Consider the following 22,677-nt stretch of genomic DNA (forward strand, 5'->3'; position numbering starts at 1 on the left):
CTACTACCAATTTAGTATAAAGGATAAGGGTTATTTTTGGCGAAAGTGTTCAATCTTATTTAGCGATATCTGTCCATTTTATTTTAGCGTTTACAGAGCCTTTCTTGCAAGGCTAATTCTTTTTCTTTAGCGCCAACTTCTGCATTTTTAATTATTAATTGAAATAAATCATCCATTTCATTTTTTAAGATTAATTTCTTAGAATGAGGAAACTTTTTTCTAAGATTATATGGTATATCTATAATTGAAAGTGGATACTCAAATTTTTTTATAGCATTATAAACTTTAATAGAATGCATATCATAAATATCTTCAATTTCTTTAAACGTGTAATAATTTTCTCTGTAAAAATTGAAAAGTGAACCCGAGTGATCTTTTATTTCTTTAATATCTATTTCTTTAAGAGTTGGTTTATTAAGTCTAAAATGTACATCTGTTTTATCATAAAAAATTACAGATGATTGAAAGTGAAATACTTGATCTATAGGCTTTAATTTTATTGATGGAATCATATTAATATCATGATTAGTACCACCTAACTCTTTAATTTGGTGGGAAGTATACCGATATTTAATATTAAATTTATAATTATCAATAATAATATCTTCGAGCCTTTTGAAATCTTCAATTGTGTATAATTTCTTTTCGTATTTATTTGTTCTAGGTAGATGATTAATATTATATTCTACAGCGACAGTTTCAAGCTTTTTAGGATTAGCAAATCCTAACTTTTCCATAACATCTTTTTCACAAATTGTCTCTTCCAAAATCTTATGCAAACTATTAAACTTCTCAATTGCTTTGATGAAATCTTCTCTAGAATAAAGTTTTAATAAACTCTTAAACTCATAAACTAAATCAATTGCTTCTGGAGTATATTTTCTTATATCTTTTAAATAATGATCTGGTAGATTAGAATCTTCAAAGTCCTTTATAGATATTCGATTAAATTTATTAAATTTATACCTCTCGTTAATTATTTCCTTTAATTTCAAAATATCTTCTTTAAAATAATATTTATGACATTTAATAGGTCCTTGAACTTCTTTAAACTTATACTCGTCCATTATTTGTACTAAATTTTTTTTTCCGTAGCTTTTTCCAAAAGGGAGGTGCTTTAACGCTTCTGTTATTGTTAAAATCTGTGAATTATTTTTAAGTTTTATTAGTTCATCAACTTTAGTCTTTAAATACAAGTTTGTTTCATTATTTAATTCAAATACTTTTAAATAAGATGGAATTATTCTAGGGGAAAGCTTTTTATATAAATCATGATCCGTAATACCCAATTCTTTACATTCTGTAAGTGAATAATACTCTTTTTTTAAATTAGTAATTTCATTTTTTATAAGTGAATAGGCTCTTTCAATTTCATCTTTGAGAAAGCTTTTTTTTCTATTTATATATTGAGCCTGCAGATTATAATTTTTACAAATCGCGGTAAGCTTATCTTTACCGCAGTGAAATAATTCTCTCATTCCTTGCTCGGTCAAATAGTTCACGTTAATCACCCATATCTATCTAATCAATATTTCTAATTGTTTAAAATCATTAATAGCTATATTTATTGCAGAAATAAATGTTGCTTCATCAACATAGGTCTGTGAAGAGTTGACTTGGTTATCGCCACGTGCTAATTGAATCTGTGTCGGACTTAATTTATAACTTACTAAAAGATTTGTGAAAAGTCCTCTACCTATATGTGTTGACCATTTATTGTTTGTTAACATTAAATATTCATCTACTAAACCTTCCTCTAAAATCTGTTTTAGAAAAACCTCTTTTACATTATTAAATCTATCAGTATATGATTTACCTCGTAATGGTTGTTTATTGTAAGGTGAAAAAAATAGAGCTTCATGTTTTAAATTATATCTAGATCGTAGTTCTTGATGACGTTGGTATAATACTTCTACAATTCTTGTATTCCAAATCACTTGATCACGTGGTTTTTTTACTTGGACATCAGTAGTGTTTGTAGCGTGAGGGAATAGTAGGGATTGGTTATCTCTTATTTTTGCAACTAAATTCCTGTTAATCTGCTTAAAAGAATTAGTTGTCATATTGATAACTTCTGATCTCCGTAATCCTCCAAAAAATTGAAGTACTATTCCTAATGCTATAAAGGGATCAACTTCAATAGCTACTATAATAAAACGTGTCATTAATTCCACTCTTTTATCTCCAAAATCATGGAGATGTCTTAAAGACTTGTTCCTACTAGGAAATTCTATTTCTAAATCTATTTCTTTAAATAAATCTCCATTAGCTTCAATAACCTTACGCAATTTTCTAATTTCTTGCTCATCAGGACTTTCTAAACCATTATCTACTATTAAATTACTAGTTATAAGCCATTTATAAAACTTATTAAGATATAATAAATCTTGTAATACAGTTTCCATTGAAAGCTCGCTATTCTTCTGTAAGAGAGAGCGGTGACTCAGATAATCTGCAGCATCTTGTAAAGATAAGGCACTTAATCCCTTGATCTGTAGTTCGTCTTTGTTTTTCTCAAAATGAAAATTTAAAAATCTAGTAATAGTTCTAGCTGCATTTTCTTGGCTTTTTAATGAATTTCCATACCTCCTGTATTCTTTTTTTATAAAATTTGATAATGGAGAGGGAAAGATTAAACCTTTATAGTTTAATCCTATACCTATTGTTTTTTCAGTTCTTTTTGAGTTTATAATAGGTACTTCAAATTCTCTTACTACGAATCTCATAAATGTACTCCTTTATTCTCCCATAAAAAAAGTCGATTGGGTGTAATTAAATGCATTATACTATGGTGTAATAGGATTTGTATATTTGCACCCAAATTTAAGTATACAAGTTCAGACACCTACATTAGCAATGATTGCTGCACGTGAGGATGAAATTAAAAACTTCAAACCACAAACCTACTATGGTATTGAAGCTCAAACGGACTCTGTAAAATTAACGTGGCAGGATGCAAATGGCAATAGCCGAAGCTTCAATAAAGAGAAAATTGATACGATTGTAAAAGCACTTGGTCACCAAAATGCTAAAGTAGTTTCAATTGATCGAAAAGCAAAAAAATCCTTTGCACCAGCACTTTATGATTTAACGGAATTACAGCGTGATGCCAATAAATTCTTTGGCTATTCTGCAAAGGAAACGTTAAATCTAATGCAAAAGCTTTATGAGCAGCATAAGGTGTTAACATATCCTCGAACGGATTCTAGATTTTTATCTTCTGATATTGTGAGCACAATACCAGAACGTTTAAAAGCTTGCGGAATCGGGGAATACCGATCACTTACTAATAAGGTGTTAACAAAACCGATTAAGCCTACGAAAGCATTTGTGGATGATAGTAAGGTAAGTGATCACCATGCGATTATCCCAACTGAAGGTTATGTAAACTATTCTGCTTTCTCGGACAAAGAACGAAAAATCTATGACTTAGTTGTTAAGCGTTTCTTAGCAGTACTTTTCCCAGCACATGAATACGAGCAATTGACAGTACAATCCGAAATAGCTGGAGAAAAGTTTATTGCTAAAGGAAAGACTGTACTTCAAGCGGGATGGAAGGAAGTTTATGAAAATCGCTTTGATGATGATGACGCATCGGAGGATGTAAAGGAGCAGCTTCTACCGCGTATTGAAAAAGGAGACGAGCTTAAGACTAAGCTAATTGTTCAAACGTCTGGTCAAACAAAACCTCCAGCACGCTTTACAGAGGCAGCCTTGCTTTCAGCGATGGAGAATCCAACGAAGTATTTAGAAACTGGCGATAAAAAGCTTGCTGATACATTAAAATCGACTGGTGGACTAGGTACAGTTGCAACACGAGCAGATATTATCGAAAAGTTATTTAATACATTCTTAATCGAAAAACGTGGCGGTAAAGAAATTTATATTACTTCTAAAGGTCGTCAGCTACTTGATTTAGTTCCGGAAGAATTGCGCTCACCTGCAACAACTGCTGAGTGGGAACAAAAGCTTGAACTGATTGCTAATGGGAAGTTGAAAAAAGAAGTATTTATAAATGAAATGAAAGAGCATACAAAGGAAATCGTTTCAGAAATTAAAGGAAGCGATAAAAAATATAAGCATGATAATATCTCAACAAAAACTTGCCCAGATTGTGGGAAGCCGATGCTTGAGGTAAATGGTAAAAAGGGTAAAATGCTTGTTTGCCAGGATCGTGATTGTGGTCACCGTAAAAATGTCTCGCGTGTAACAAATGCGCGTTGTCCTCAATGTAAGAAAAAGCTTGAGCTACGAGGTGAGGGTGAAGGGCAAATCTTCGTTTGTAAATGTGGTTATCGTGAAAAACTATCTGCATTTGAAGCCCGCCGTAAAAAAGAAGGTGGAGGCAAAGTAGATAAGCGAAGTGTCCAAAAATACATGAAGCAACAAGATAAAGAAGCCGAACCAATCAATAACGCCTTTGCAGACTTATTAAAAGGCATGAAGTTTGATGAATAATTCATTATAAAATACTAGTATTAGATGAAAAAGTATCCATTATTTTAAATCATTTTGGATACTTTTTTTATGTCCAAAATTAGGGCGCTATCTATAATTTTTAGAGTGAAATATTAAAGTTTGGAGATAATAGATGAGGGAAGTTGACAGGTAAATTATATAATTATAATACGGCAATATTTTGCAAGCATAAATTTTGTGAACGTTTTGTTATTCAATTGTAAAGGTATTGTAAATTTTATATTTCATTTTCGTAAGAATCTTTACATCTCGTGTTGAATTATGAATAATAGTGTCGACGACATCGAAAGGGTGAAACAAATAGATGGAATGGCAAACGATGATTTTCCAATTTCTTGGAGGTCTAGGTTTATTCTTATTTGCAATCAAGTACATGGGGGACGGTCTGCAAAAAGCAGCCGGAGACAGACTCCGCGAAATTTTAGATAGATTTACGACAAACCCAATAATGGGTGTGTTAGTTGGTATTCTTGTTACGATATTAATTCAATCCAGCTCAGGTACAACAGTTATTACGGTTGGTCTTGTGAGTGCTGGTTTCATGACACTACGCCAAGCAATTGGTGTTATCATGGGGGCTAATATTGGTACAACTGTAACGGCATTTATTATTGGATTTGATGTTGGTACATATGCTTATCCAATTATGGCACTTGGTGCTGTGTTATTATTCTTCTTCAAAAAGGATCGTATCCAAAATATTGGTCAGATTTTATTCGGTTTTGCAGGGCTTTTCATCGGTCTGGAAATGATGGGCGATGGAATGAAGCCTTTACGAGACTTGGAAGCATTTGTGGACTTAACTGTAAGCTTTAGTGATCACCCAATTTTAGGCGTAGTTGCAGGAACTGTCTTCACGTTAATCGTTCAATCATCTTCAGCTACCGTGGGGATCTTACAAGGGCTTTATGCAGAAGGTCTAATTCCATTAGGTGGAGCCTTACCAGTCTTATTTGGTGATAATATTGGGACAACGATTACGGCAGTATTAGCAGCATTAGCAGCATCTGTAGCAGCTCGTCGTGCAGCGGCAGCACACGTAATATTTAACGTTCTAGGAACAATCATTTTCTTGCTTATCCTACCGTTATTCGTAAATTATGTTGATTGGATATCAGGTATCTTAAATTTAGAAGATAAGATGCAAATTGCCTTTGCACATGGTACGTTCAACGTTATTAACACATTAATACAATTACCATTTGTTGGTTTGATTGCGCTTATAGTAACGAAATTAGTACCTGGTGAAGATGCAACCGTTGAATATGGCGCAAAATATCTAGACAAAACGTTAATTGGGCAATCTCCTTCAATTGCACTGGGACAAGCAAAAGAAGAAGTTGTTCGTATGGGAGAATTCTCGGTAAAAGGTATTCAAGAGTCAATGGATTACTTATTCACGGGTGATAACAAGCATGCCAATATGACGGTTCAGCTAGAGGAAGCCATCAATAATTTAGACCGAGTAACTACTGATTATTTAGTTGAATTATCGAAGGAATCCTTATCCGAGAATGACTCAAAATTACATCATTCACTATTCCAAAATATCCGTGATATTGAACGAGTAGGGGACCACTTCGAAAACCTTGTCGAGTTAATTCAAGCAAAGGATTCGAACCGTGTTAAATTTAGTGATGAGGCAACTCAGGAACTAAAAGAAATGTATGAATTAGTATTAGATACAGTAAGCTTAGCGGTACTTGCTTTAGATAAACAAAGTAAGGACTTTGCAAGAGAAGTGTTAAGTAAAGAAGATCGCATTGATGAATTAGAAAGAGTTTTACGCAAACGCCATATCCTTCGACTAAACAAAGGTGAATGTTCTGGACAAGCAGGTATTATATACGCCGATATTATTAGTAATTTAGAGCGTGTAGGGGACCATGCAGTAAACGTTGCTGAAACGATTTTAGAAGAAAATCATCCACAAATTTAATCATGAAGTGTACAAGGATCGGTTATTTTGATTCTTGTACGCTTTTTTTGTTGCAAACATTGTAGATTTTTGTAGTGTGAAATATTAATCAAACTAATTGTAAAAAATAACATTTTAAACTAAAATAATAGTTATAATGTGATTATTTTCCTACAAGTGGGGTGATTTTTGATGAGAGTATCAGGTTTTTCACTAAATATTGGTAATTTTGAGGAGCGTAAACGCGCTATACAGCGTAAAGAGGCAAATGATGCATACAAAAAGAATGCAATTTACACACAAGATAAAAAGAACCCTATGCTCAAAATTCTTGAGGATTTATTATCTGGAAAAACTGAAAAAGAGCTTTTTAAAAACGACAATGTTTTATTAAATGAGGGCAATGAAAGTATTGCACCAATTGATATGAAGGAAGATATTGAAGCGACTGAATTTCAAGCAGAAGCTGAAATTCCAACAGATATGATGCTACAAGCAGAAACAGAAGTAGCTAGCGACGAAGAAAATATAAATAGGCTTTCATCTATAGATATTGATCAGTTCCTTTCTCCAGAACGGTTAACTAATACGACAGGTCCAGCAGATCCGTTCTACCCTCTAAACAAAAGCTTCGAAACGTTGATTTTAGATAAAATGTATACGAAGGCAATTTCAAGCTATACAAATCAAATGCTAATGGCACAAAATGGCTTCCAATTAGATCAGCCAAAGTTTTCACATATAGCATAAGAAGGAGTTGTCTCACATTTGTTGAGGCGACTTTTTTTGATTTATATGGTCAGCTCGTTCGTCAATTAGAAAAGGTTCAATAAAAACTGTATCAAACGTCCACTTGCGAGCATTCATTGTTCAGGTCGGCGTTTTTAGTTTCAAGAAACAAGTCCAAAGAGGTCTTTATGATATGATTGGATAAAGATTATAAGGTTAGGAGCCGTGCTAGTAATGGCAAAGCAAAAAGTGACGAAAACAAATGCTGTACGTTTATTGGACCAACAAAATCTAAATTACAATTTAATCGAATATACAGTTGAAGATAAAGTGGATGGCGTTACAGTAGCAAACAAGGTTGGACATCCGGTAACACATGTATTTAAAACATTAGTGGCAACGGCGGGTGTAGGCAAATTTTTTGTGTTTGTTATCCCTGTTTCAGAAGAGTTAAATTTAAAGGTTTGTGCAAAAGCAGCAGGGGAAAAGAAAATTGAGATGCTCCATGTTAAAGACTTATTGCCTACTACAGGTTACATTCGTGGAGGCTGTTCACCCATTGGTATGAAAAAGCTTTTTCCGACTTTTATAGACGATTCGGCCAAGGATTTAGACTACATGGTCGTTAGTGCAGGAAAAATTGGGATGCAAATCCAGCTAAATCCTCATGATTTAATTCAAGTAACAGGTGGAAAATTTGCAAAGTTAACTGTATGATAGTAAAGGTTTATATTAGAATAATATTTTGTAAGTTTGATTGTAATGGCGAATTATAAGCTGATGTAATTAATTAGAAAGAAGGCTTTAAAGTTGAAAAGAGAACTAAAATGGAAATGGCTATTCTTCTTTGTCGGGCTAGCAGTAATGTCATTTGGCGTTTCCATGATTGTTGAAGGAAAAGCACTAGGGGTCGGCCCCTGGGATGTGCTACATATAGCATTATTTGAACGTATCGGATTATCTATCGGCTCTTGGGCTGTCATTACTGGGGTAATTATTGTCGGGTCAACATCATTGCTATTGAGAGAATGGCCAAAGCTTGCCACATGCCTCAATATGATTCTATGTGGTATGTTTATCGACTTTTTTAACTGGCTATTACCAAACTCTTCAGGGCTAGTTTTTGACGTATTTTATTTTCTAGCAGGTGTAATTGTATTAGGTGTAGGCTGTGCCTTGTATATTTCACCAAGGCTCGGAGCGGGTCCTCGCGATACGCTGATGATTCTTTTTGCTAAGAAATTCGGCTGCTCTATTGGGAATGCACGTTTAGCAATGGAAGCCTTAATCGCCCTAGTTGGTTGGTCGCTTGGAGGTCCAATTGGTGTAGGAACAATCATTATTGCGTTCTTCACTGGCTATATCGTACAGTTTTCGCTACCGTATTTCGAAAGGATGCTTAAAGGTAGAATTAATAATGAAGGTCGAACAAATAACCTGACAAATCAAGATATCGATCATCTCGCAAAAGAAATTTAGCTTTTGCGAGATTTTTTTATTTGGAAATGAATCTGTCACTCTTTGAATTTCTTCATTTCAAAGTAGAAAATGAGATTTTGAACGATAATAATACATACAACGATCACGAAAATGCTGAATTTGCTGAAGGGAATAGGCAACAGCAATAAGGCGAGTATCATAGGTAATGCCCAGGTTAAGAAGGTATAGACCTTTTTGGTGGCACTCATTGTGGCATATTGATACATCTCATCGTCTTCATTATATTCTGGTGGTTTAATAGAAAAGGCTTTTATTTTCTTGTCTGGATTTTGCTTATTGTGTCTCTGGACAATGAAAAGAAGCATGAAAACGAATACTATTAAAACTAACCAAGCAAAAATGCCTACTGGATGGATTGTATACTCTATAAAATTTTCAGTTATTGTGACATTGCTGCGTGTAAAGCCCCAGCCCACAAACAAAAGAATAATACAGCTCAAAATATTTAAAATAGGATAAAACATACGAATGTTCATCTTATCTCCTCCTCAAGCCAAAATATTTGTTCCAACGGCTCCTTTAATTCCTTTGAAAGCTTCAATGCAAGAGTGATTGAAGGAGAGAATTCACCCTTCTCAATAAAGGCAATGGTTTGCCTTGTAACCCCTACAAGCTTTCCTAGGTCACTTTGCGTATAATTATTTCTTGCTCGAAGCTCTTTAACTCGATTTTTCAGCAAGATATAGCCCCCTTGTTAAACATACCAAACAAAATGTTATGTTTACTTAACATATGCTGATTTGATTGTAATGTTTACTTAACATTTTGTCAATAATTTCTAACAATTTAGACTGTTTAGTTTTCAGATAATTCTCGCATATCGAAAAATCCCGTGATTATGCTAAAATCTAAATAACTAGATGCAAAGGGAGCTGAAATCATGTCTAAAATTTTAGATACATTCCTAAACGAAAATTTAGAGGTTCTACGTGATCAAGGGCTATACAATGAAATTGATGCAGTAGAAGGGGCAAATGGTCCAGTCATTCAAGTAAATGGTAAGCAACTAATCAACTTATCTTCAAATAACTATTTAGGCTTAGCAACAAATGATGAGCTAAAACAAATTGCAAAGGATGCAATCGATAAATACGGTGTAGGTGCTGGAGCGGTTCGTACTATTAACGGAACGATGGATCTGCATGTTAAATTAGAGGAAAAGCTGGCTGAGTTCAAAGGTACAGAAGCAGCAATTTCTTATCAATCAGGTTTTAACTGTAACATGGCTGCGATTTCAGCTGTAATGGATAAAAACGATGCGATTCTTTCAGATCAATTAAATCATGCTTCAATCATTGATGGCTGCCGTTTATCTAAAGCAAAAATTATTGCATTTAATCACTCAGATATGGAAGATTTACGTGCAAAAGCGAAGGAAGCAACAGAGTCTGGCTTATACAATAAAGTAATGGTCATTACTGACGGCGTTTTCTCAATGGATGGAGATATTGCAAAGCTACCTGAAATCGTAGAAATCGCTAAAGAATTTGACTTGATTACTTATGTAGATGATGCCCATGGTTCAGGGGTTACTGGTAAAGGGAAAGGAACTGTGAAGCATTTCGGACTTGAAAAAGAAATCGACTTCCAAATCGGAACACTTTCAAAAGCAATCGGTGTAGTAGGTGGTTATGTAGCCGGGAAGAAAAACTTAATCGACTGGTTAAAGGTGCGTTCTCGTCCATTCTTATTCTCAACAGCGGTTACACCAGGTGACGTAGCAGCAATCACACGAGCAATTCAAATGATTATGGATTCAACACAGCTGCACGATAAATTATGGGAAAACGGTGATTACTTAAAAGCTGGCTTGAAAAAGCTTGGATTTGACATCGGTGCGTCAGAAACACCAATTACTCCATGTATCATTGGAGACGAAAAGCTAACACAAACCTTCTCAAAACGCCTTGTAGAAGAAGGGGTTTACGCAAAAGCAATCGTTTTCCCAACAGTACAAAAAGGAACAGGGCGTGTCCGCAACATGCCAACTGCAGCCCACACAAAAGAAATGCTGGATGATGCCCTAGCAATCTACGAAAAAGTAGGCCGCGAACTAGGCGTAATCCAATAAAACCAACCAACCCGAATGCACATGCATTCGGTTTTTTTTTGAATTGTTTGGGTGCCAGGTACATAAACAATTAGGACACAATTCAGAATCGTTTGGGTGCCAGGTACATAAACAATTCCCAAACAATTCGGGTGTACGAGGTACATATTTTAGGCCGTTGTCATAAAGATATGTTAACAAACCTATGGAAGGATGGCGTCAGTTTGGGTACGACAATAACGCATTTTTTCGGGCAAGCGTTAACAGGGCAAGGGATAAAGAATGTCTATCAAGAGATTATGAAAGAAACGAAAACTGTGTATTTATTAAAAGGGGCACAGGGTTTTAAAGTGGCGGACTACTTAAGCAAGCTCGGGATATTTTATGGCAATAAAGGAGCGGCTATAGAATATTTCCACGATTCATTCTTTGAAAATACGATTGAGGCACTTTTTGTTAAAGAGCCGCACAATATTCTATTCCTTGAAGCGACCAATCTTACATTTGATTCGGTAGGCTCGCATGTTCAGGAGATTTCCTTAGAAGACTGTGTAGATAAACAGCAGGTTGTTGAAAAACAACAGGATTTTCTCAATCTATCGAATAAGAAGGATGATTATTATGAGAAATGCTTTAATGCACTATCGACCGCTCTAAAAATTCATGATGATTGGGAAGTGGAAACTCGTCGGTATATGGATTGGAAGGGATTAGACGATAAAACCGAAGAGCTGTTGAGGAAGGTGTTTGGTAAGAAAAAGCTCGAAAAAAATGGACAAAAAACACATAGGTTATTAGGTACACTAACCCCTGCTGGTGCTCGTGATACTGTTCAAAGCATTACGCAAAACCTCGAAAAACGCCTATTTATCAAGGGCTACCCGGGAACAGGCAAGTCTTCGCTGATGAAAAAACTAGTTGATACGGCAATGGAACGCGGGTTTGACGCTCAAATGGTGTGGTGCGGGCTGGATTCAAATTCTGTGGATATGGTTATTTTACCTGAATTGAAGCTATGTATCTTTGACAGTACCGAGCCCCATCAATATTTTCCCGAAAGAGAAGGGGATGAAATCTTCGATATCGCAAGCCTTTGCCATCCAACTGAGGTCGAGGAAGCTAATATTAAAGCAATAGTAGCCAACTATCGCTCGACCATGTATGATGCAGTCGCTTATGCAAACCTATACGCAGAAACAGAAAGAACAATACGCCAACTGTTTGACAATGCCATCATCCCAGAGAAACTCGAAGAAAAGATGGCTAAACTGTTTGTGGATTGAATGAAGAATTGTGTGTGTACCAGGTACACACACAATTCAAGAACAATTTAGAATTAAATGCTACTCACTCAGTCGAATGGTAGCATTTTTGTTTGAATTTACGTTTAATATTGACAATTGTGATTATTGTGTGTAATCTGATTTAATCATACATATTTGGTTGGAATAGTTGTTTTTATCATATTAGTTAGGAGAAGTATATGCTAGAGTTTCGAAATATTACAAAAATATATGAATCTAAAAAGAAACAAGTAGTAGGCGTTGATGATGTCTCCTTAAAAATTAATAAAGGTGACATTTTTGGAATAGTTGGTTATTCAGGAGCGGGGAAAAGTTCGTTGCTTCGTTGTGTCAATTTACTAGAAAGACCGTCTAGCGGAAAAGTGCTTATTGATGGAGTTGATTTAACACAACTTTCGAGTGGTTCTCTACGAACTGCACGATTGAAAATTGGAATGATTTTTCAACATTTTTATCTAATTAGTCAAAAGACAGTTGGAGAAAATATCGCTTTTGCTTTGCGTGCAGCAAAAACACCTAAAAATAAAATTAATGAACGTGTCAAAGAGTTACTTGAAATGGTGGGTTTAACGGATAAAAAAGATGTGTTTCCAGCCCAGCTTAGTGGGGGACAAAAACAACGCGTTGGGATTGCACGTGCTCTTGCAAACAATCCATCTATCTTACTTTGTGATGAGGCAACCTCAGCACTTGATCCAAAAACAACTCTATCGATTTTAAAGTTATTAAAACAAATTAACGAAAAGCTCGGTATTACGATTGTTTTAATTACTCATGAGATGAATGTTGTAAAAGAAATTTGTAATCGGATGGCAATTATGCAAGATGGAAAAGTGATTGAAGAAGGAGCAGTATATGATATCTTCGCACAACCGATTAAGCCATTAACCCAGGAATTTATTAATAGTGTTGTATCTTTTGAGATTCCTAGTGAAATCTTAAAGGATGTAAAAGGACAAGTCATTAAACTGTTATTTAAAGGTGAAGTGGCTGGAGAAGGTCTTATCTCAGATACAATTCAGCAGTTTGATGTTAAAGGTAATTTCTTGCATGGCACGATTGAATATATTCAAGAACGTCCACTTGGCATTTTCATAATGGAGTTGCAAGGTGAAAAAAACGCAGTGAATGAAGCAAAAAAATATATGGAACAACGTGGCGCGCTAGTGGAGGTGGTTAAACATGTTTGATTTTCCATATTTCATAACCATGCTACCTGATATTTGGGAGGCTTTTAAAGAAACGGTCGTTATGATTGGAATTGCATTATCCATCTCCATCATTATCGGTCTACCATTTGGTGTACTGCTATTTGTGACAGATAAAGGTTTATTTTGGGAAAATCGATTTGTGAAAAATATCTTTGGTTTTGCAGTGAATTTAGTTCGTTCGATTCCGTTTATCATTTTACTCGTTGCATTATTCCCGTTAACTAAAATACTGGTTGGCACAACAATAGGTCCCATCGCTGCAAGTGTTTCGCTTTCAGTTGCTGCGATTCCTTATTTTGCAAGACTAGTAGAATCATCATTAAGAGACATCGATAAAGGTGTCATTGAGGCAACAATTGCTGTTGGTGCCACACCTTGGATGATTATCAAAGATGTGTTGCTACCAGAGGCAAAATCAACAATTATTCGAGGGATTACTCTAACGGTTATCAGTTTGGTCGCATACTCTGCCATGGCAGGTACAATAGGCGGGGGAGGTATTGGAGATTTAGCGATTCGCTTTGGCTATTACCGTTATGATAATACAATTATGATTTCAACTGTTGTCATTTTAATAATCTTTGTACAATTGATTCAATTAATTGGGGAACAGTTTGCAAAATCACTAGATAAACGATAGGAGAGAGAAAAAGTGAAAAAATATTTATTAACATTTCTTACATTAGCATTAGCTGTTGTGTTAGCAGCATGTTCTGGGAGTGATGAAAAGGAAAAAACTTCATCAACAGAAGAAAGTAAAGAAATTAAATTAGGTGCAACTGCTGGTCCATATAGTGACATGCTAAAAAAAGCAATCATTCCACAATTAGAGGAAAAAGGTTACACAGTAGAGTTAGTTGAGTTTAGTGATTACGTTCAACCAAATAACGCATTAGATAATGGGGATATCGATGCAAACTTGTTCCAACATACAATTTATTTAGAAACTTTTGAAGAACAAAATAACATGGATTTAGAAGCTTTACTCACAGTACCAACAGCTCCAATGGGCTTCTTCTCAGAAAAATTTACTTCTGTTGAGGATATTGAAGAAGGTGCAACTGTAGCAATTGCAAATGATCCAGCAAATGCAGCACGTACGCTAATAACTTTACAAGGGCAAGGTTTAATTGAAATCAATCCAGATGCTGATGAATTAACTGCTTCAGAAAAAGATGTCGTTACAAACAACAAAAACTTAGTTTTCCAACCAGTAGAAGCTGGCTCTTTACCACGTCAAATTGAAAACGCTGATCTTGCTGCAGTACCAGGTAACTTTGCACTGGCAGCGGGCTTAAATTTAATGGATGCAGTTTTCCTAGAAGATATGAATGAAAACTATCGTAACGTTGTAGCTGTAAAATCAGAAAATAAAGATAGCCAACTAGCAAATGATTTAATCGAAATCGTTGAATCTGCTAAATATGAAGAAGTCATTGATTCAGAATTTCAAGGATTTAGTAAACCCGAATGGATGGCAAATCGCTAATAGCAGTAAGCTTCCACATTTGTGGAGGCTTTTCTTTTAGGGAGATGGTAGGCTATAACTTATAAAAAAGGGTTCTTAATGCAAGAAGATATGCAATAAGAACCCTCCTTCTAAATTATTTAGTTATTGAAACCGCCTTATCTTTAAATAACTCAAGTTTTTCAATACGAGCTATTGCTTCTATTAACCGCTCTTCACTAACTAGTAATCCCACGCGAATGTAGCCTTCGCCATATTCACCAAAGCCGTTTCCAGATGCAACAGCGACGTTTGCTTTATCTAACAGTAAGTCTGAAAACTCCTCACTTGTATAGCCTTCTGGTACCTTTAACCACGCAAAGAATGATCCACTCGGCGCCTTTATATCCCAGCCGATTCGATAAGCTTCTTCTATTAAAACATTACGTCTGCTTTCATAAATCGCACGTTGTTCTTCCACACAGTCTTGGTTGCCATTTAAAGCCGCGACTGCTGCATGTTGAATTGCAGGGAAGACACTACAGAAAAGATGATCCTGAATAACATTAATCGCTTCAATAATCTCGGCATTACCAACAGCAAAGCCAATTCGCCAGCCTGCCATATTATAGGTTTTGGACAAGGTATATAGCTCAATACCAACTTCTTTTGCACCATCAGCTTGGAGGAAGCTAACAGGCTGCTTTCCATCGAATCCTAATGCACCATAAGCAAAATCATGTACCACCGTTATGTCATTTTCCTTTGCAAGCTGTACTGTGTTTTCGAAAAACTCTAATGTTGCAGTACCTCCTGTAGGATTGTTGGGATAGTTTAAATACATTAACTTTGCGCGGTTCTTCACTTCTTCTGATAAAGCCTCATAATCTGGCAAAAATTCATTTTCTTCAAGTAGCGGCATTGTATCAAAATGGACATCCCCAAGTACTACTCCAGACAAGTAATCAGGATAACCCGGGTCAGGAAGAAGCATGGAATCACCTGAATCCAAAATGGCCATTGGCAGCTCAACCAAACCGATCTTTGACCCTCCCATAATCGCTACCTCTGTATCTGGATCAATGTCTACACTATACTCCCGTTTGTAGAAGGCGGCAGCTGCTTCTTTTAATTCATGAATTCCACGAAAGGGTGAATATTTATGCGTTTGTGGATTTGTAGTAGCTTCTTGCATTGCTTTTATAATATGCGGAGGTGTCGGACGATCTGGATTTCCCTGCCCTAAGTTAATCACATCGCGTCCTTCGGCAATCGCAGCATTTACTTTTTGAACAAGAGCAGCAAAGAATTGAATTGGTAGATTTTGTGATTTATTTGATAGTTTCATGTTAATACCTCTTTTTCACTAAAATTTATAAGTTTACTTACCATTAGGCCAGGGAAGAAACTGAACTCTATACTTTGTATAGATTTCAGAATATAGTTGCAATTTAATGTTTAGGAATAATACTACTACATCGAAGGAAAGCCTGCAATATCAATATTGTGAAGGCAAAAGGTTGAGATTATTTTATGAGATTCCTACATAACTTAAAAAGAAATATGGTTGTATAAAGGTATTTAAATAGAAAAATAGATTAGTAATCCTAATTTTGGAAATAATATACTTACAAAAGGTTGATTTAATTAATAAATATTAAAGAATAGGAGTAAATTTTGAAAGTAAAAGCTGAAGTTAGAGATATGTATTTTGTTCGAAGTAATTATGATGGTAACTCTTTAATCTTTGAGGCTGTGCATTTTGATGAAAAACACCCAGAAGATAAACAACTTGAAACTGTATTTCATCGGTATGAGACCACCGTAAAAAGTTCATATGATGCCGAAGTTACACAGAAAGCTTATACACGTTTTTTAACCCAAAACAACACAGATTACAAATTGATGATTGTCTATTTTGCTAAGTTTTTCGGTGTAAATTATAAAGGGAAAACTTTAATGGAAACAGTAAATTTAATCACATTAAAGCGAAAGAAAAGGAAAAAGAATTAGAAGAAGGATGATTAAACGACCAAGAACAAACCTTGGTCGTTTTATTTTATGTCTTTACTATTTGATTTAAGCTGTAATTAGATAAAGAACGTTGAAAGCGTTGATAAATGGAATCTTAGTTTATTTTTTGTTATGGTTTAATTAGTAGGATAAGGGTACTTTTACAAGAAAAAGTCTAGGGGGTATGTGGACATGAAAATCGGATGTATTCAAATGAATGTGGGATTCGGTAAAGTAGATGAAAACTTCACGCATGCAGAGGAATTGATTCGAGAAGCAGTTAGCCAAGGGGCTGAACTTGTTGTCTTACCGGAGATGTGGAATACCGGCTATGCACTTGAAAAGCTAGGGGAGCTTGCGGATAAAGATGGGGTTCGTTCCAAAGAATTTCTGCAGGGCTTATCTACTGAACTAGGCATTCATATTGTCGGCGGGTCTGTTGCAACAGAAAAGGACGGCAAATTCTACAATACGATGTATGTATATAATAACGAAGGTGAGCTAGTTAGCGAGTACAGTAAGGTTCATTTATTTAGATTAATGAATGAAGATCAATACTTAGAATCAGGCAATGAAATGAATCGCTTTGCTTTAGGAGATGTGGAGGCTGGTGGGGTGATATGCTACGATATTCGATTCCCAGAATGGCTTCGAGCACACGCATTAGCTGGAGCAAATGTGCTGTTTGTCTCTGCACAATGGCCAACACCACGTATCGATCACTGGAAAACCTTACTTCAAGCGCGTGCTATCGAAAACCAATGCTTCGTAATTGCTGTTAACCGTATTTCTCGCAAAGTCGAAAACTTCAATGGTCAATCCATGATTATTGAGCCGTGGGGCGAGGTGCTTTGGACAGGCTCTGAAACAGAAGAGCTAGCTGTCATTGATGTCGATTTCTCAAAAGTAGAAGAAATCCGCAGTCGCATCCCAGTTTACGACGACCGCCGTCCAGGTCTTTACGGTGGAGTAGTGGAAAAGTAAAAAAGTGTAATCCTCAAAAACTATAAACATACTAACATTATGCAGCATCCTTTATCAAAGGGAATTGTGCTATTAAATGATTAGTATGTTTTTTTGTTTTGCACGTTTTGGAAGCTTGGTTGTTTATCTTGGTCAAGAAAGAGGAATAGATGATTACCCACCAAGCTTTTATTTATGGCTTAAAGTTTGGTGTCAACAGGGGGGATACACTTGGAATTGTATATTAGTGTAGCAACTAAATTTTTTGTCTCCATTGTTTGTATAGTTGTGGTTATTCGCCTCATCGGTCAAAAGGAATTAGCGCAAACCACGCCAACCGATTTAGTATTTATGCTCATCCTAGCAGATATTGTTGGGGGGATGATTCACGAAAAGGATTTCAAAATTCCTCATATAATTTTTAGCATTGCACTTTGGGGATTCTTTATGTGGGGTGCTGAAAAGCTTGCCCAGAAGAAAGCCTTCGAGCGTTGGATCGATGGAAAACCTGAAGTTATCATTGAGAACGGAATTGTAAATCAGCAGCTAATGAAAAAACAGCACATAACGATGCAGGAGCTAAATACACAGCTCAGAAAGCAAGGCGTTTTTAATATCGATAAAGTAAGACTCGGCATCCTCGAAATTGATGGAAGTATTTCAGTCGATCTCTCGAAGGAGGAGTGATTAGGAGCCTACCTAATCATTTTTACATTTTCTTAACTAATAATCCTGCAACAAATTAAATGCTTCACATACTATAGTTTCGACTCTCTGGGGCTGTCATGGCTTTGGGGAGTTTTTGTTATTGATAAGTTAAGGGAGTCAGATGAGAAAATAGTAATTTAAACAGTAATATACATACTATTAAATGCAAGAAAGTTTATAATATAGAAAAATCAGTGTATTGGGGGAATATATATGCCAACTAAAGCCTTAATCATCGTAGACATGAGCAACGACTTCGTTGCGGATAATGGGAGCTTGACTGCAGGGAAGCCGGCGCAGGAGGTTGTGCCTTATATTATTGAGCAAGCAAATGAGTTTTTGAGTAAGGACCAGGTTGTTGTGGTGGCAATGGATGCACATGAAGAAAACGATGCCCATTTTGAATTGTGGCCAGCGCATAATGTCGTTGGGACAAAGGGGCAGGAGCTTTATGATGATTTGTTAACTTGGTTTAAGGAGCATGAATCGAATCCTCATGTGATTTATCAACCGAAAACAAATTATAATGCTTTCTTTAAAACAAATTTAGCAGAGAAATTAAAGGCTCTAGGTGTTGAAAAGGTGCATGTGGTAGGTGTTTGTACAGACATTTGTGACTTTTTAACGGTGGCTGGAGCAGATGCAGAAGGGTTTAAAACGGTAATTCATAAACGTGGTGTAGCAACCTTTACCGATTTAGGCGACACGTTTGTTAATCATATGAAAACTTGTTTTTTTACTGAAATTATTGAATAAAGTAGGTAGAGTTCTCTTAAGGCAATCTTGCTTTGAGTGAACTCTTTTTTATTCATTTTGGCAAAGTTGTTTAGGTTCAACAAAATTCTCCAAATAATTCCTCTTGCCGTCTCAATGGTCTCATTTTAGAATGAATAAAAGAACAAACGTTCGCATATACTGTTCGTACGAATTGAGAGGTGGAGAAGATGTGTGGAAATGCTCTGAGGATGGATGATTATCGTGCTACTACTGCAGATGCTTTTAAAATTTACGAACAGGCGCCGAATCGTTCAATTATGTGTATTGATATGCGCTGCTTTTTTGCAAGCTGTATGGCAATGCTAGAAAATATTAATCCGCTTGAAGTGCCGATTGCGGTTGTAGGGAATTTCCAGCAAAAGGGGAGTATTGTACTTGCTGCGTCACCACCTATGAAACAACGCTTTGGCATCAAAACGGGCTCGCGTCTTTTTGAAATCCCTAAGCATCCTGATATCCGTTTATTCGAGCCGAAAATGGAGTTTTTTGTACGTATGTCAATGGAAATTACCGATTTAATTAATCAGTTTGTCCCAAAAGAAGCCATCCACGTTTACAGCATAGATGAGAGCTTTGTTGATCTCACTGGAACTGAGAAGCTATGGGGACCTCCCGAAGAGACGGCTAAGGTTATTCAGGATAGCATTCTTCGACAATTTCAAATTCCAAGCGCGGTCGGAATGGGTCCAAATATGCTTATGGCAAAGCTTGCCCTTGATTTAGATGCGAAAAAGACGGGTTTTGCAAAATGGACATATGAAGATGTGCCGAAAAAGCTTTGGTCGATCTCGCCCCTGTCAGAAATGTGGGGAATTGGCCGGAGAACAGAGCTTTCCCTGAACAATATGGGGATTTTTACGGTTGGGGATTTAGCTCAGGCAGACCTAAAAACCTTAGAAGATCACTTTGGTATTATGGGAAATCAGCTTTATCATCATGCATGGGGAATTGATCTATCTCCACTTGGTGCACCGCTTGCACAAGGGCAAATTAGCTTTGGGAAAGGGCAGGTATTGATGCGTGATTATCGCAATCGAAATGAGATTCTAGCCGTCATTCTGGAGATGTGTGAAGATGTCGCAAGGAGAGCGAGAGAAGCCGGGCAAGCCGGGAGAACGATTACGCTTGGTCTTAGCTATAGTAAGGACGCCTTTGGTGGAGGCTTTAATCGTGCTCGCACCATCGATGAACCGACAAATGATACGATGAAGATTTTTAAAGTATGTAAGGAGTTATTTGATGAGCATTACGCAGAGCGACCAGCAAGGCAAATTTCAATTAGTATCTCGAAATTAGAATCGGAACGCTCCATACAGCTTAGTCTGTTTGACAATAAAAAATGGAAAAGGCGAAAGCTCGGCGCGACAATGGATTATTTGCGAACAAGATATGGTTCAGCAGCGGTTTTACGTGCTGTTTCTTATACGGAAGCGGGAACGGCTATTAAGCGTGCCCAGCTTCTAGGGGGACATAAAATCTAGCCATTATATAGGAAGAGGTGATGAAAGTGATTCGGGATCGTGGAAATATTAAATGGAATGCGATGATGTTACCTGAGCATGTAAAATTGCTTCGAGAGTGGCAGGAAAGGAACGAGGATGTTGAAAAACCCGAGTTAGATGAATGGGCACTTCAAGAGCTTAGTGAGCAATTACAAATTGCATGCAGGGATCATATGCAAGTGGAGCTGAAGATTTGGGAAGCCGCACATATCTTTACGGCAACAGGTATTATCTCTAAGCTCGATGACATAAAAAGAATGCTCTATTTGGAGGACGGCCGTAGATTTCCTTTTCAATTTATCGTAGGTTTAACCAAGTACGAATAGCTTGTTTTTGATATGAAAGTGCAAAGAAATTGTAATAATCAATCGAAAGTCCTCACAATTACAGGTTTTCCGGTGTAATATTAACATGAATTTGGTAAGAAAATGTTGTGGACATGTTTATCTCTATACCTCCTGGGAATATATCCAATAAGCTTATCCCAATAAGCAAATAAAATTTTTAGGAGGAATTAGAAATGGCTAACAAACGCAATAAGAACGATAACAAGAATGGAAAAATGACTGTTCAAGAAGCGGGACGCTTGGGTGGAGAAGCTACCTCCAAAAATCACGATCGAGAATTCTATGAAGAAATCGGTCGAAAAGGCGGGGAAGCGACTGCAGAAAACCACGGCAGAGAGTTCTATGAAGAAATCGGTCGTAAGGGTGGAGAAACTACTGCAGAAACTCATGGCAAAGAATTCTTCCAAGAAATTGGTCGTAAGGGCGGCGAGGCTACTTCCGAAAACCGCGGTGAGGAATTCTATGAAGAAATCGGCCGTAAAGGCGGAGAAGCCACTCAAAATAACAACAACACTAACCGCGATAATGATAACAATACGAGAAGCAATCGAGACAATGACAACAACAGCAAAATGAGCCGTGAAGAAGCGGGTCGAAAAGGCGGCGAGGCCAGTAGACGCAGCCGTAGCAGTAAAAAGAATGATAAATAAACTATTACTAAACTAGTAATCCCACTATTACCTAATATTTAGAAATAACCACTTACGAAAAGGGATATTTGGAAGCTGAAATAGGCTTTCGAATATCCCTTTTTTTATTTTTATAAAATGAAAATCCCTTTAAATCAAGGCTGAAACAAGCTATAATTTCAAAATTTTGCTAAATTGGTTGCTTGAAACTTACCTACGATTAAGATATATTGAATCTCGTTGATGCTGTGATGGCGAATGTTTTGGGAATCCGACTTATAAAGGGGAAATGAGAAACAATATGCAAGACTACTACAATGACAATTATCTTTATAATTTAATTGCTTCTACGATTCTGGCTGTAGGAATGACGAATGAGTTAAAGCAGGATGAATCTGGAATCAATATGACATATAATTTTATTAGTAACTGTGTGGGGTTTGATGCGGAACGTTTAGTGGAGGCATGGCAGGAAATAGAAGCAGCTATTCCATTCGAGCAATATGTAAGAGCGTTAACTATGCACGAGCTTGGGCATGCGATAGATCGAGAGGCATTACAGAAATCCCTTGATCGAACATTAGAGATTATGGAAATAAAAAAGAATCATTCGGATGTGGAGCTTTATACAAATGAGCATCTCCTAGGTATCATTTTAGAAGAGCATGAAATGAACATCGTCTTTGAAGAGACTGCTTGGCAAAATGCAAAGCAACTAAATGAAGCAGTACAAATGATTGATGAAGTAACATTCGAACTGATTAAAAATCAAAGTCTGGCTACATATAAAAACCTATATAAAGAAGATTTATCTATTTACAGCCTAGTCAAGGAAAAAAGTCTGCAATCCGTATAAATTTCGGGTAGTAGATGCCATGAGCGGGCTCTTTTTAATGTTTATTCCCATTTTAGCAAGAGTGAAACCACCTTATAAATTGATGCATCAATGATTGTTTATGCACAAACAATCATGGTGCTTTTTTTGTTCTGTAATAAGGGTAAATAAATGAAATTTTAAGTGTAAATAGTAGGGTGCCGCTTATGTTAAATACCCAATTTTAACGAGTTGCATATGATAGAAGGGGTAGTTAATAGAAAAG

Annotated in this window: 23 protein-coding genes; 18 read left to right on the forward strand and 5 right to left on the reverse strand. The window is 36.3% G+C overall.

Annotated elements, in window-relative coordinates:
- Positions 1 to 83: 83 nt before the first annotated feature.
- Positions 84 to 1,478 carry a hypothetical protein gene (locus BJ095_RS14780; RefSeq protein ID WP_146223222.1) on the reverse strand — a complete coding sequence of 465 codons (1,395 nt, stop codon included), beginning with the start codon at positions 1,476 to 1,478 and terminating at the stop codon, positions 84 to 86.
- A gap of 39 nt (positions 1,479 to 1,517) precedes the next feature.
- Positions 1,518 to 2,726 carry a site-specific integrase gene (locus BJ095_RS14785; protein ID WP_107936708.1) on the reverse strand — a complete coding sequence of 403 codons (1,209 nt, stop codon included), beginning with the start codon at positions 2,724 to 2,726 and terminating at the stop codon, positions 1,518 to 1,520.
- A 70-nt stretch (positions 2,727 to 2,796) separates the two neighbouring features.
- Here BJ095_RS14785 and topB point away from each other — a divergent pair, with 70 nt between their 5' ends.
- The 5 genes from topB (at position 2,797) to BJ095_RS14810 (ending at position 8,605) form a co-directional block, all read left to right on the forward strand.
- Positions 2,797 to 4,458 carry a DNA topoisomerase III gene (gene topB / locus BJ095_RS14790; RefSeq protein ID WP_235867680.1) on the forward strand — a complete coding sequence of 554 codons (1,662 nt, stop codon included), beginning with the start codon at positions 2,797 to 2,799 and terminating at the stop codon, positions 4,456 to 4,458.
- Positions 4,459 to 4,798: 340 nt separating this feature from the next.
- Positions 4,799 to 6,418, forward strand: a complete 1,620-nt coding sequence (locus tag BJ095_RS14795) for a Na/Pi cotransporter family protein (protein WP_235867676.1) — start codon at positions 4,799 to 4,801, stop codon at positions 6,416 to 6,418.
- 171 nt (positions 6,419 to 6,589) lie between these two features.
- Positions 6,590 to 7,147, forward strand: a complete 558-nt coding sequence (locus tag BJ095_RS14800) for a hypothetical protein (protein WP_107936712.1) — start codon at positions 6,590 to 6,592, stop codon at positions 7,145 to 7,147.
- A 213-nt stretch (positions 7,148 to 7,360) separates the two neighbouring features.
- Positions 7,361 to 7,843, forward strand: a complete 483-nt coding sequence (gene ybaK, locus BJ095_RS14805; RefSeq protein WP_107936714.1) for a Cys-tRNA(Pro) deacylase — start codon at positions 7,361 to 7,363, stop codon at positions 7,841 to 7,843.
- Between the two features lie 93 nt (positions 7,844 to 7,936).
- On the forward strand, positions 7,937 to 8,605 hold the full coding sequence (locus BJ095_RS14810; protein ID WP_107936716.1) for a YczE/YyaS/YitT family protein: 669 nt from the start codon (positions 7,937 to 7,939) through the stop codon (positions 8,603 to 8,605).
- Between the two features lie 35 nt (positions 8,606 to 8,640).
- Here BJ095_RS14810 and BJ095_RS14815 read toward each other — a convergent pair whose 3' ends face one another.
- Entirely contained in the window at positions 8,641 to 9,102 is a 462-nt protein-coding gene (locus BJ095_RS14815; RefSeq protein WP_107936718.1) for a hypothetical protein, read from the reverse strand.
- Positions 9,099 to 9,305 (reverse strand): helix-turn-helix transcriptional regulator, encoded by a 207-nt coding sequence (locus tag BJ095_RS14820; protein ID WP_107936720.1) that lies wholly within the window; start codon positions 9,303 to 9,305, stop codon positions 9,099 to 9,101. The genes BJ095_RS14815 and BJ095_RS14820 overlap by 4 nt, the downstream gene beginning before the upstream one ends.
- 201 nt (positions 9,306 to 9,506) lie before the next feature.
- Here BJ095_RS14820 and BJ095_RS14825 point away from each other — a divergent pair, with 201 nt between their 5' ends.
- The 5 genes from BJ095_RS14825 to BJ095_RS14845 all read left to right on the forward strand — a co-directional run bounded on the left by BJ095_RS14825 (position 9,507) and on the right by BJ095_RS14845 (position 14,680).
- Positions 9,507 to 10,697, forward strand: a complete 1,191-nt coding sequence (locus tag BJ095_RS14825; RefSeq protein WP_107936722.1) for a glycine C-acetyltransferase — start codon at positions 9,507 to 9,509, stop codon at positions 10,695 to 10,697.
- A gap of 203 nt (positions 10,698 to 10,900) precedes the next feature.
- A complete protein-coding gene (locus BJ095_RS14830) occupies positions 10,901 to 11,959 on the forward strand; it encodes a nucleotide kinase (RefSeq protein WP_235867677.1) in 1,059 nt (352 codons plus the stop codon).
- Positions 11,960 to 12,159: 200 nt separating this feature from the next.
- A complete protein-coding gene (locus tag BJ095_RS14835) occupies positions 12,160 to 13,170 on the forward strand; it encodes a methionine ABC transporter ATP-binding protein (RefSeq protein WP_107936724.1) in 1,011 nt (336 codons plus the stop codon).
- Positions 13,163 to 13,831 carry a methionine ABC transporter permease gene (locus tag BJ095_RS14840; protein WP_107936726.1) on the forward strand — a complete coding sequence of 223 codons (669 nt, stop codon included), beginning with the start codon at positions 13,163 to 13,165 and terminating at the stop codon, positions 13,829 to 13,831. The genes BJ095_RS14835 and BJ095_RS14840 overlap by 8 nt, the downstream gene beginning before the upstream one ends.
- A 12-nt stretch (positions 13,832 to 13,843) precedes the next feature.
- Positions 13,844 to 14,680, forward strand: coding sequence for a MetQ/NlpA family ABC transporter substrate-binding protein (locus tag BJ095_RS14845; RefSeq protein WP_107936728.1), 837 nt, complete (start codon positions 13,844 to 13,846; stop codon positions 14,678 to 14,680).
- A gap of 115 nt (positions 14,681 to 14,795) precedes the next feature.
- Here the strand turns inward: BJ095_RS14845 and BJ095_RS14850 are convergent, their stop codons facing one another.
- Entirely contained in the window at positions 14,796 to 15,986 is a 1,191-nt protein-coding gene (locus BJ095_RS14850; protein ID WP_107936730.1) for a pyridoxal phosphate-dependent aminotransferase, read from the reverse strand.
- A 329-nt stretch (positions 15,987 to 16,315) separates the two neighbouring features.
- Here BJ095_RS14850 and BJ095_RS14855 point away from each other — a divergent pair, with 329 nt between their 5' ends.
- The 8 genes from BJ095_RS14855 (at position 16,316) to BJ095_RS14890 (ending at position 22,433) form a co-directional block, all read left to right on the forward strand.
- The gene (locus tag BJ095_RS14855; protein WP_107936732.1) at positions 16,316 to 16,651 is read left to right on the forward strand and encodes a hypothetical protein; all 336 of its coding nucleotides are present in this window, start codon (positions 16,316 to 16,318) and stop codon (positions 16,649 to 16,651) included.
- Between the two features lie 192 nt (positions 16,652 to 16,843).
- The gene (locus BJ095_RS14860; RefSeq protein ID WP_107936734.1) at positions 16,844 to 17,635 is read left to right on the forward strand and encodes a carbon-nitrogen family hydrolase; all 792 of its coding nucleotides are present in this window, start codon (positions 16,844 to 16,846) and stop codon (positions 17,633 to 17,635) included.
- Between the two features lie 210 nt (positions 17,636 to 17,845).
- Positions 17,846 to 18,301, forward strand: coding sequence for a DUF421 domain-containing protein (locus BJ095_RS14865; RefSeq protein ID WP_107936736.1), 456 nt, complete (start codon positions 17,846 to 17,848; stop codon positions 18,299 to 18,301).
- Between the two features lie 234 nt (positions 18,302 to 18,535).
- On the forward strand, positions 18,536 to 19,078 hold the full coding sequence (locus tag BJ095_RS14870; protein WP_107936738.1) for an isochorismatase family cysteine hydrolase: 543 nt from the start codon (positions 18,536 to 18,538) through the stop codon (positions 19,076 to 19,078).
- Between the two features lie 209 nt (positions 19,079 to 19,287).
- Positions 19,288 to 20,580: a Y-family DNA polymerase gene (locus tag BJ095_RS14875; protein ID WP_181418086.1), complete on the forward strand. Its 1,293-nt coding sequence runs from the start codon at positions 19,288 to 19,290 to the stop codon at positions 20,578 to 20,580.
- Positions 20,581 to 20,600: 20 nt separating this feature from the next.
- A complete protein-coding gene (locus BJ095_RS14880; protein ID WP_146223223.1) occupies positions 20,601 to 20,927 on the forward strand; it encodes a YolD-like family protein in 327 nt (108 codons plus the stop codon).
- 194 nt (positions 20,928 to 21,121) lie between these two features.
- Positions 21,122 to 21,598, forward strand: a complete 477-nt coding sequence (locus BJ095_RS14885; protein ID WP_110561300.1) for a KGG domain-containing protein — start codon at positions 21,122 to 21,124, stop codon at positions 21,596 to 21,598.
- 268 nt (positions 21,599 to 21,866) lie between these two features.
- Positions 21,867 to 22,433 carry an integrase gene (locus tag BJ095_RS14890; protein ID WP_235867678.1) on the forward strand — a complete coding sequence of 189 codons (567 nt, stop codon included), beginning with the start codon at positions 21,867 to 21,869 and terminating at the stop codon, positions 22,431 to 22,433.
- Positions 22,434 to 22,677: the final 244 nt, after the last annotated feature.

It is taken from the genome of Ureibacillus chungkukjangi, from assembly GCF_003217295.1.
In the GTDB taxonomy this organism is placed as follows: Bacteria; Bacillota; Bacilli; order Bacillales_A; family Planococcaceae; genus Ureibacillus; species Ureibacillus chungkukjangi.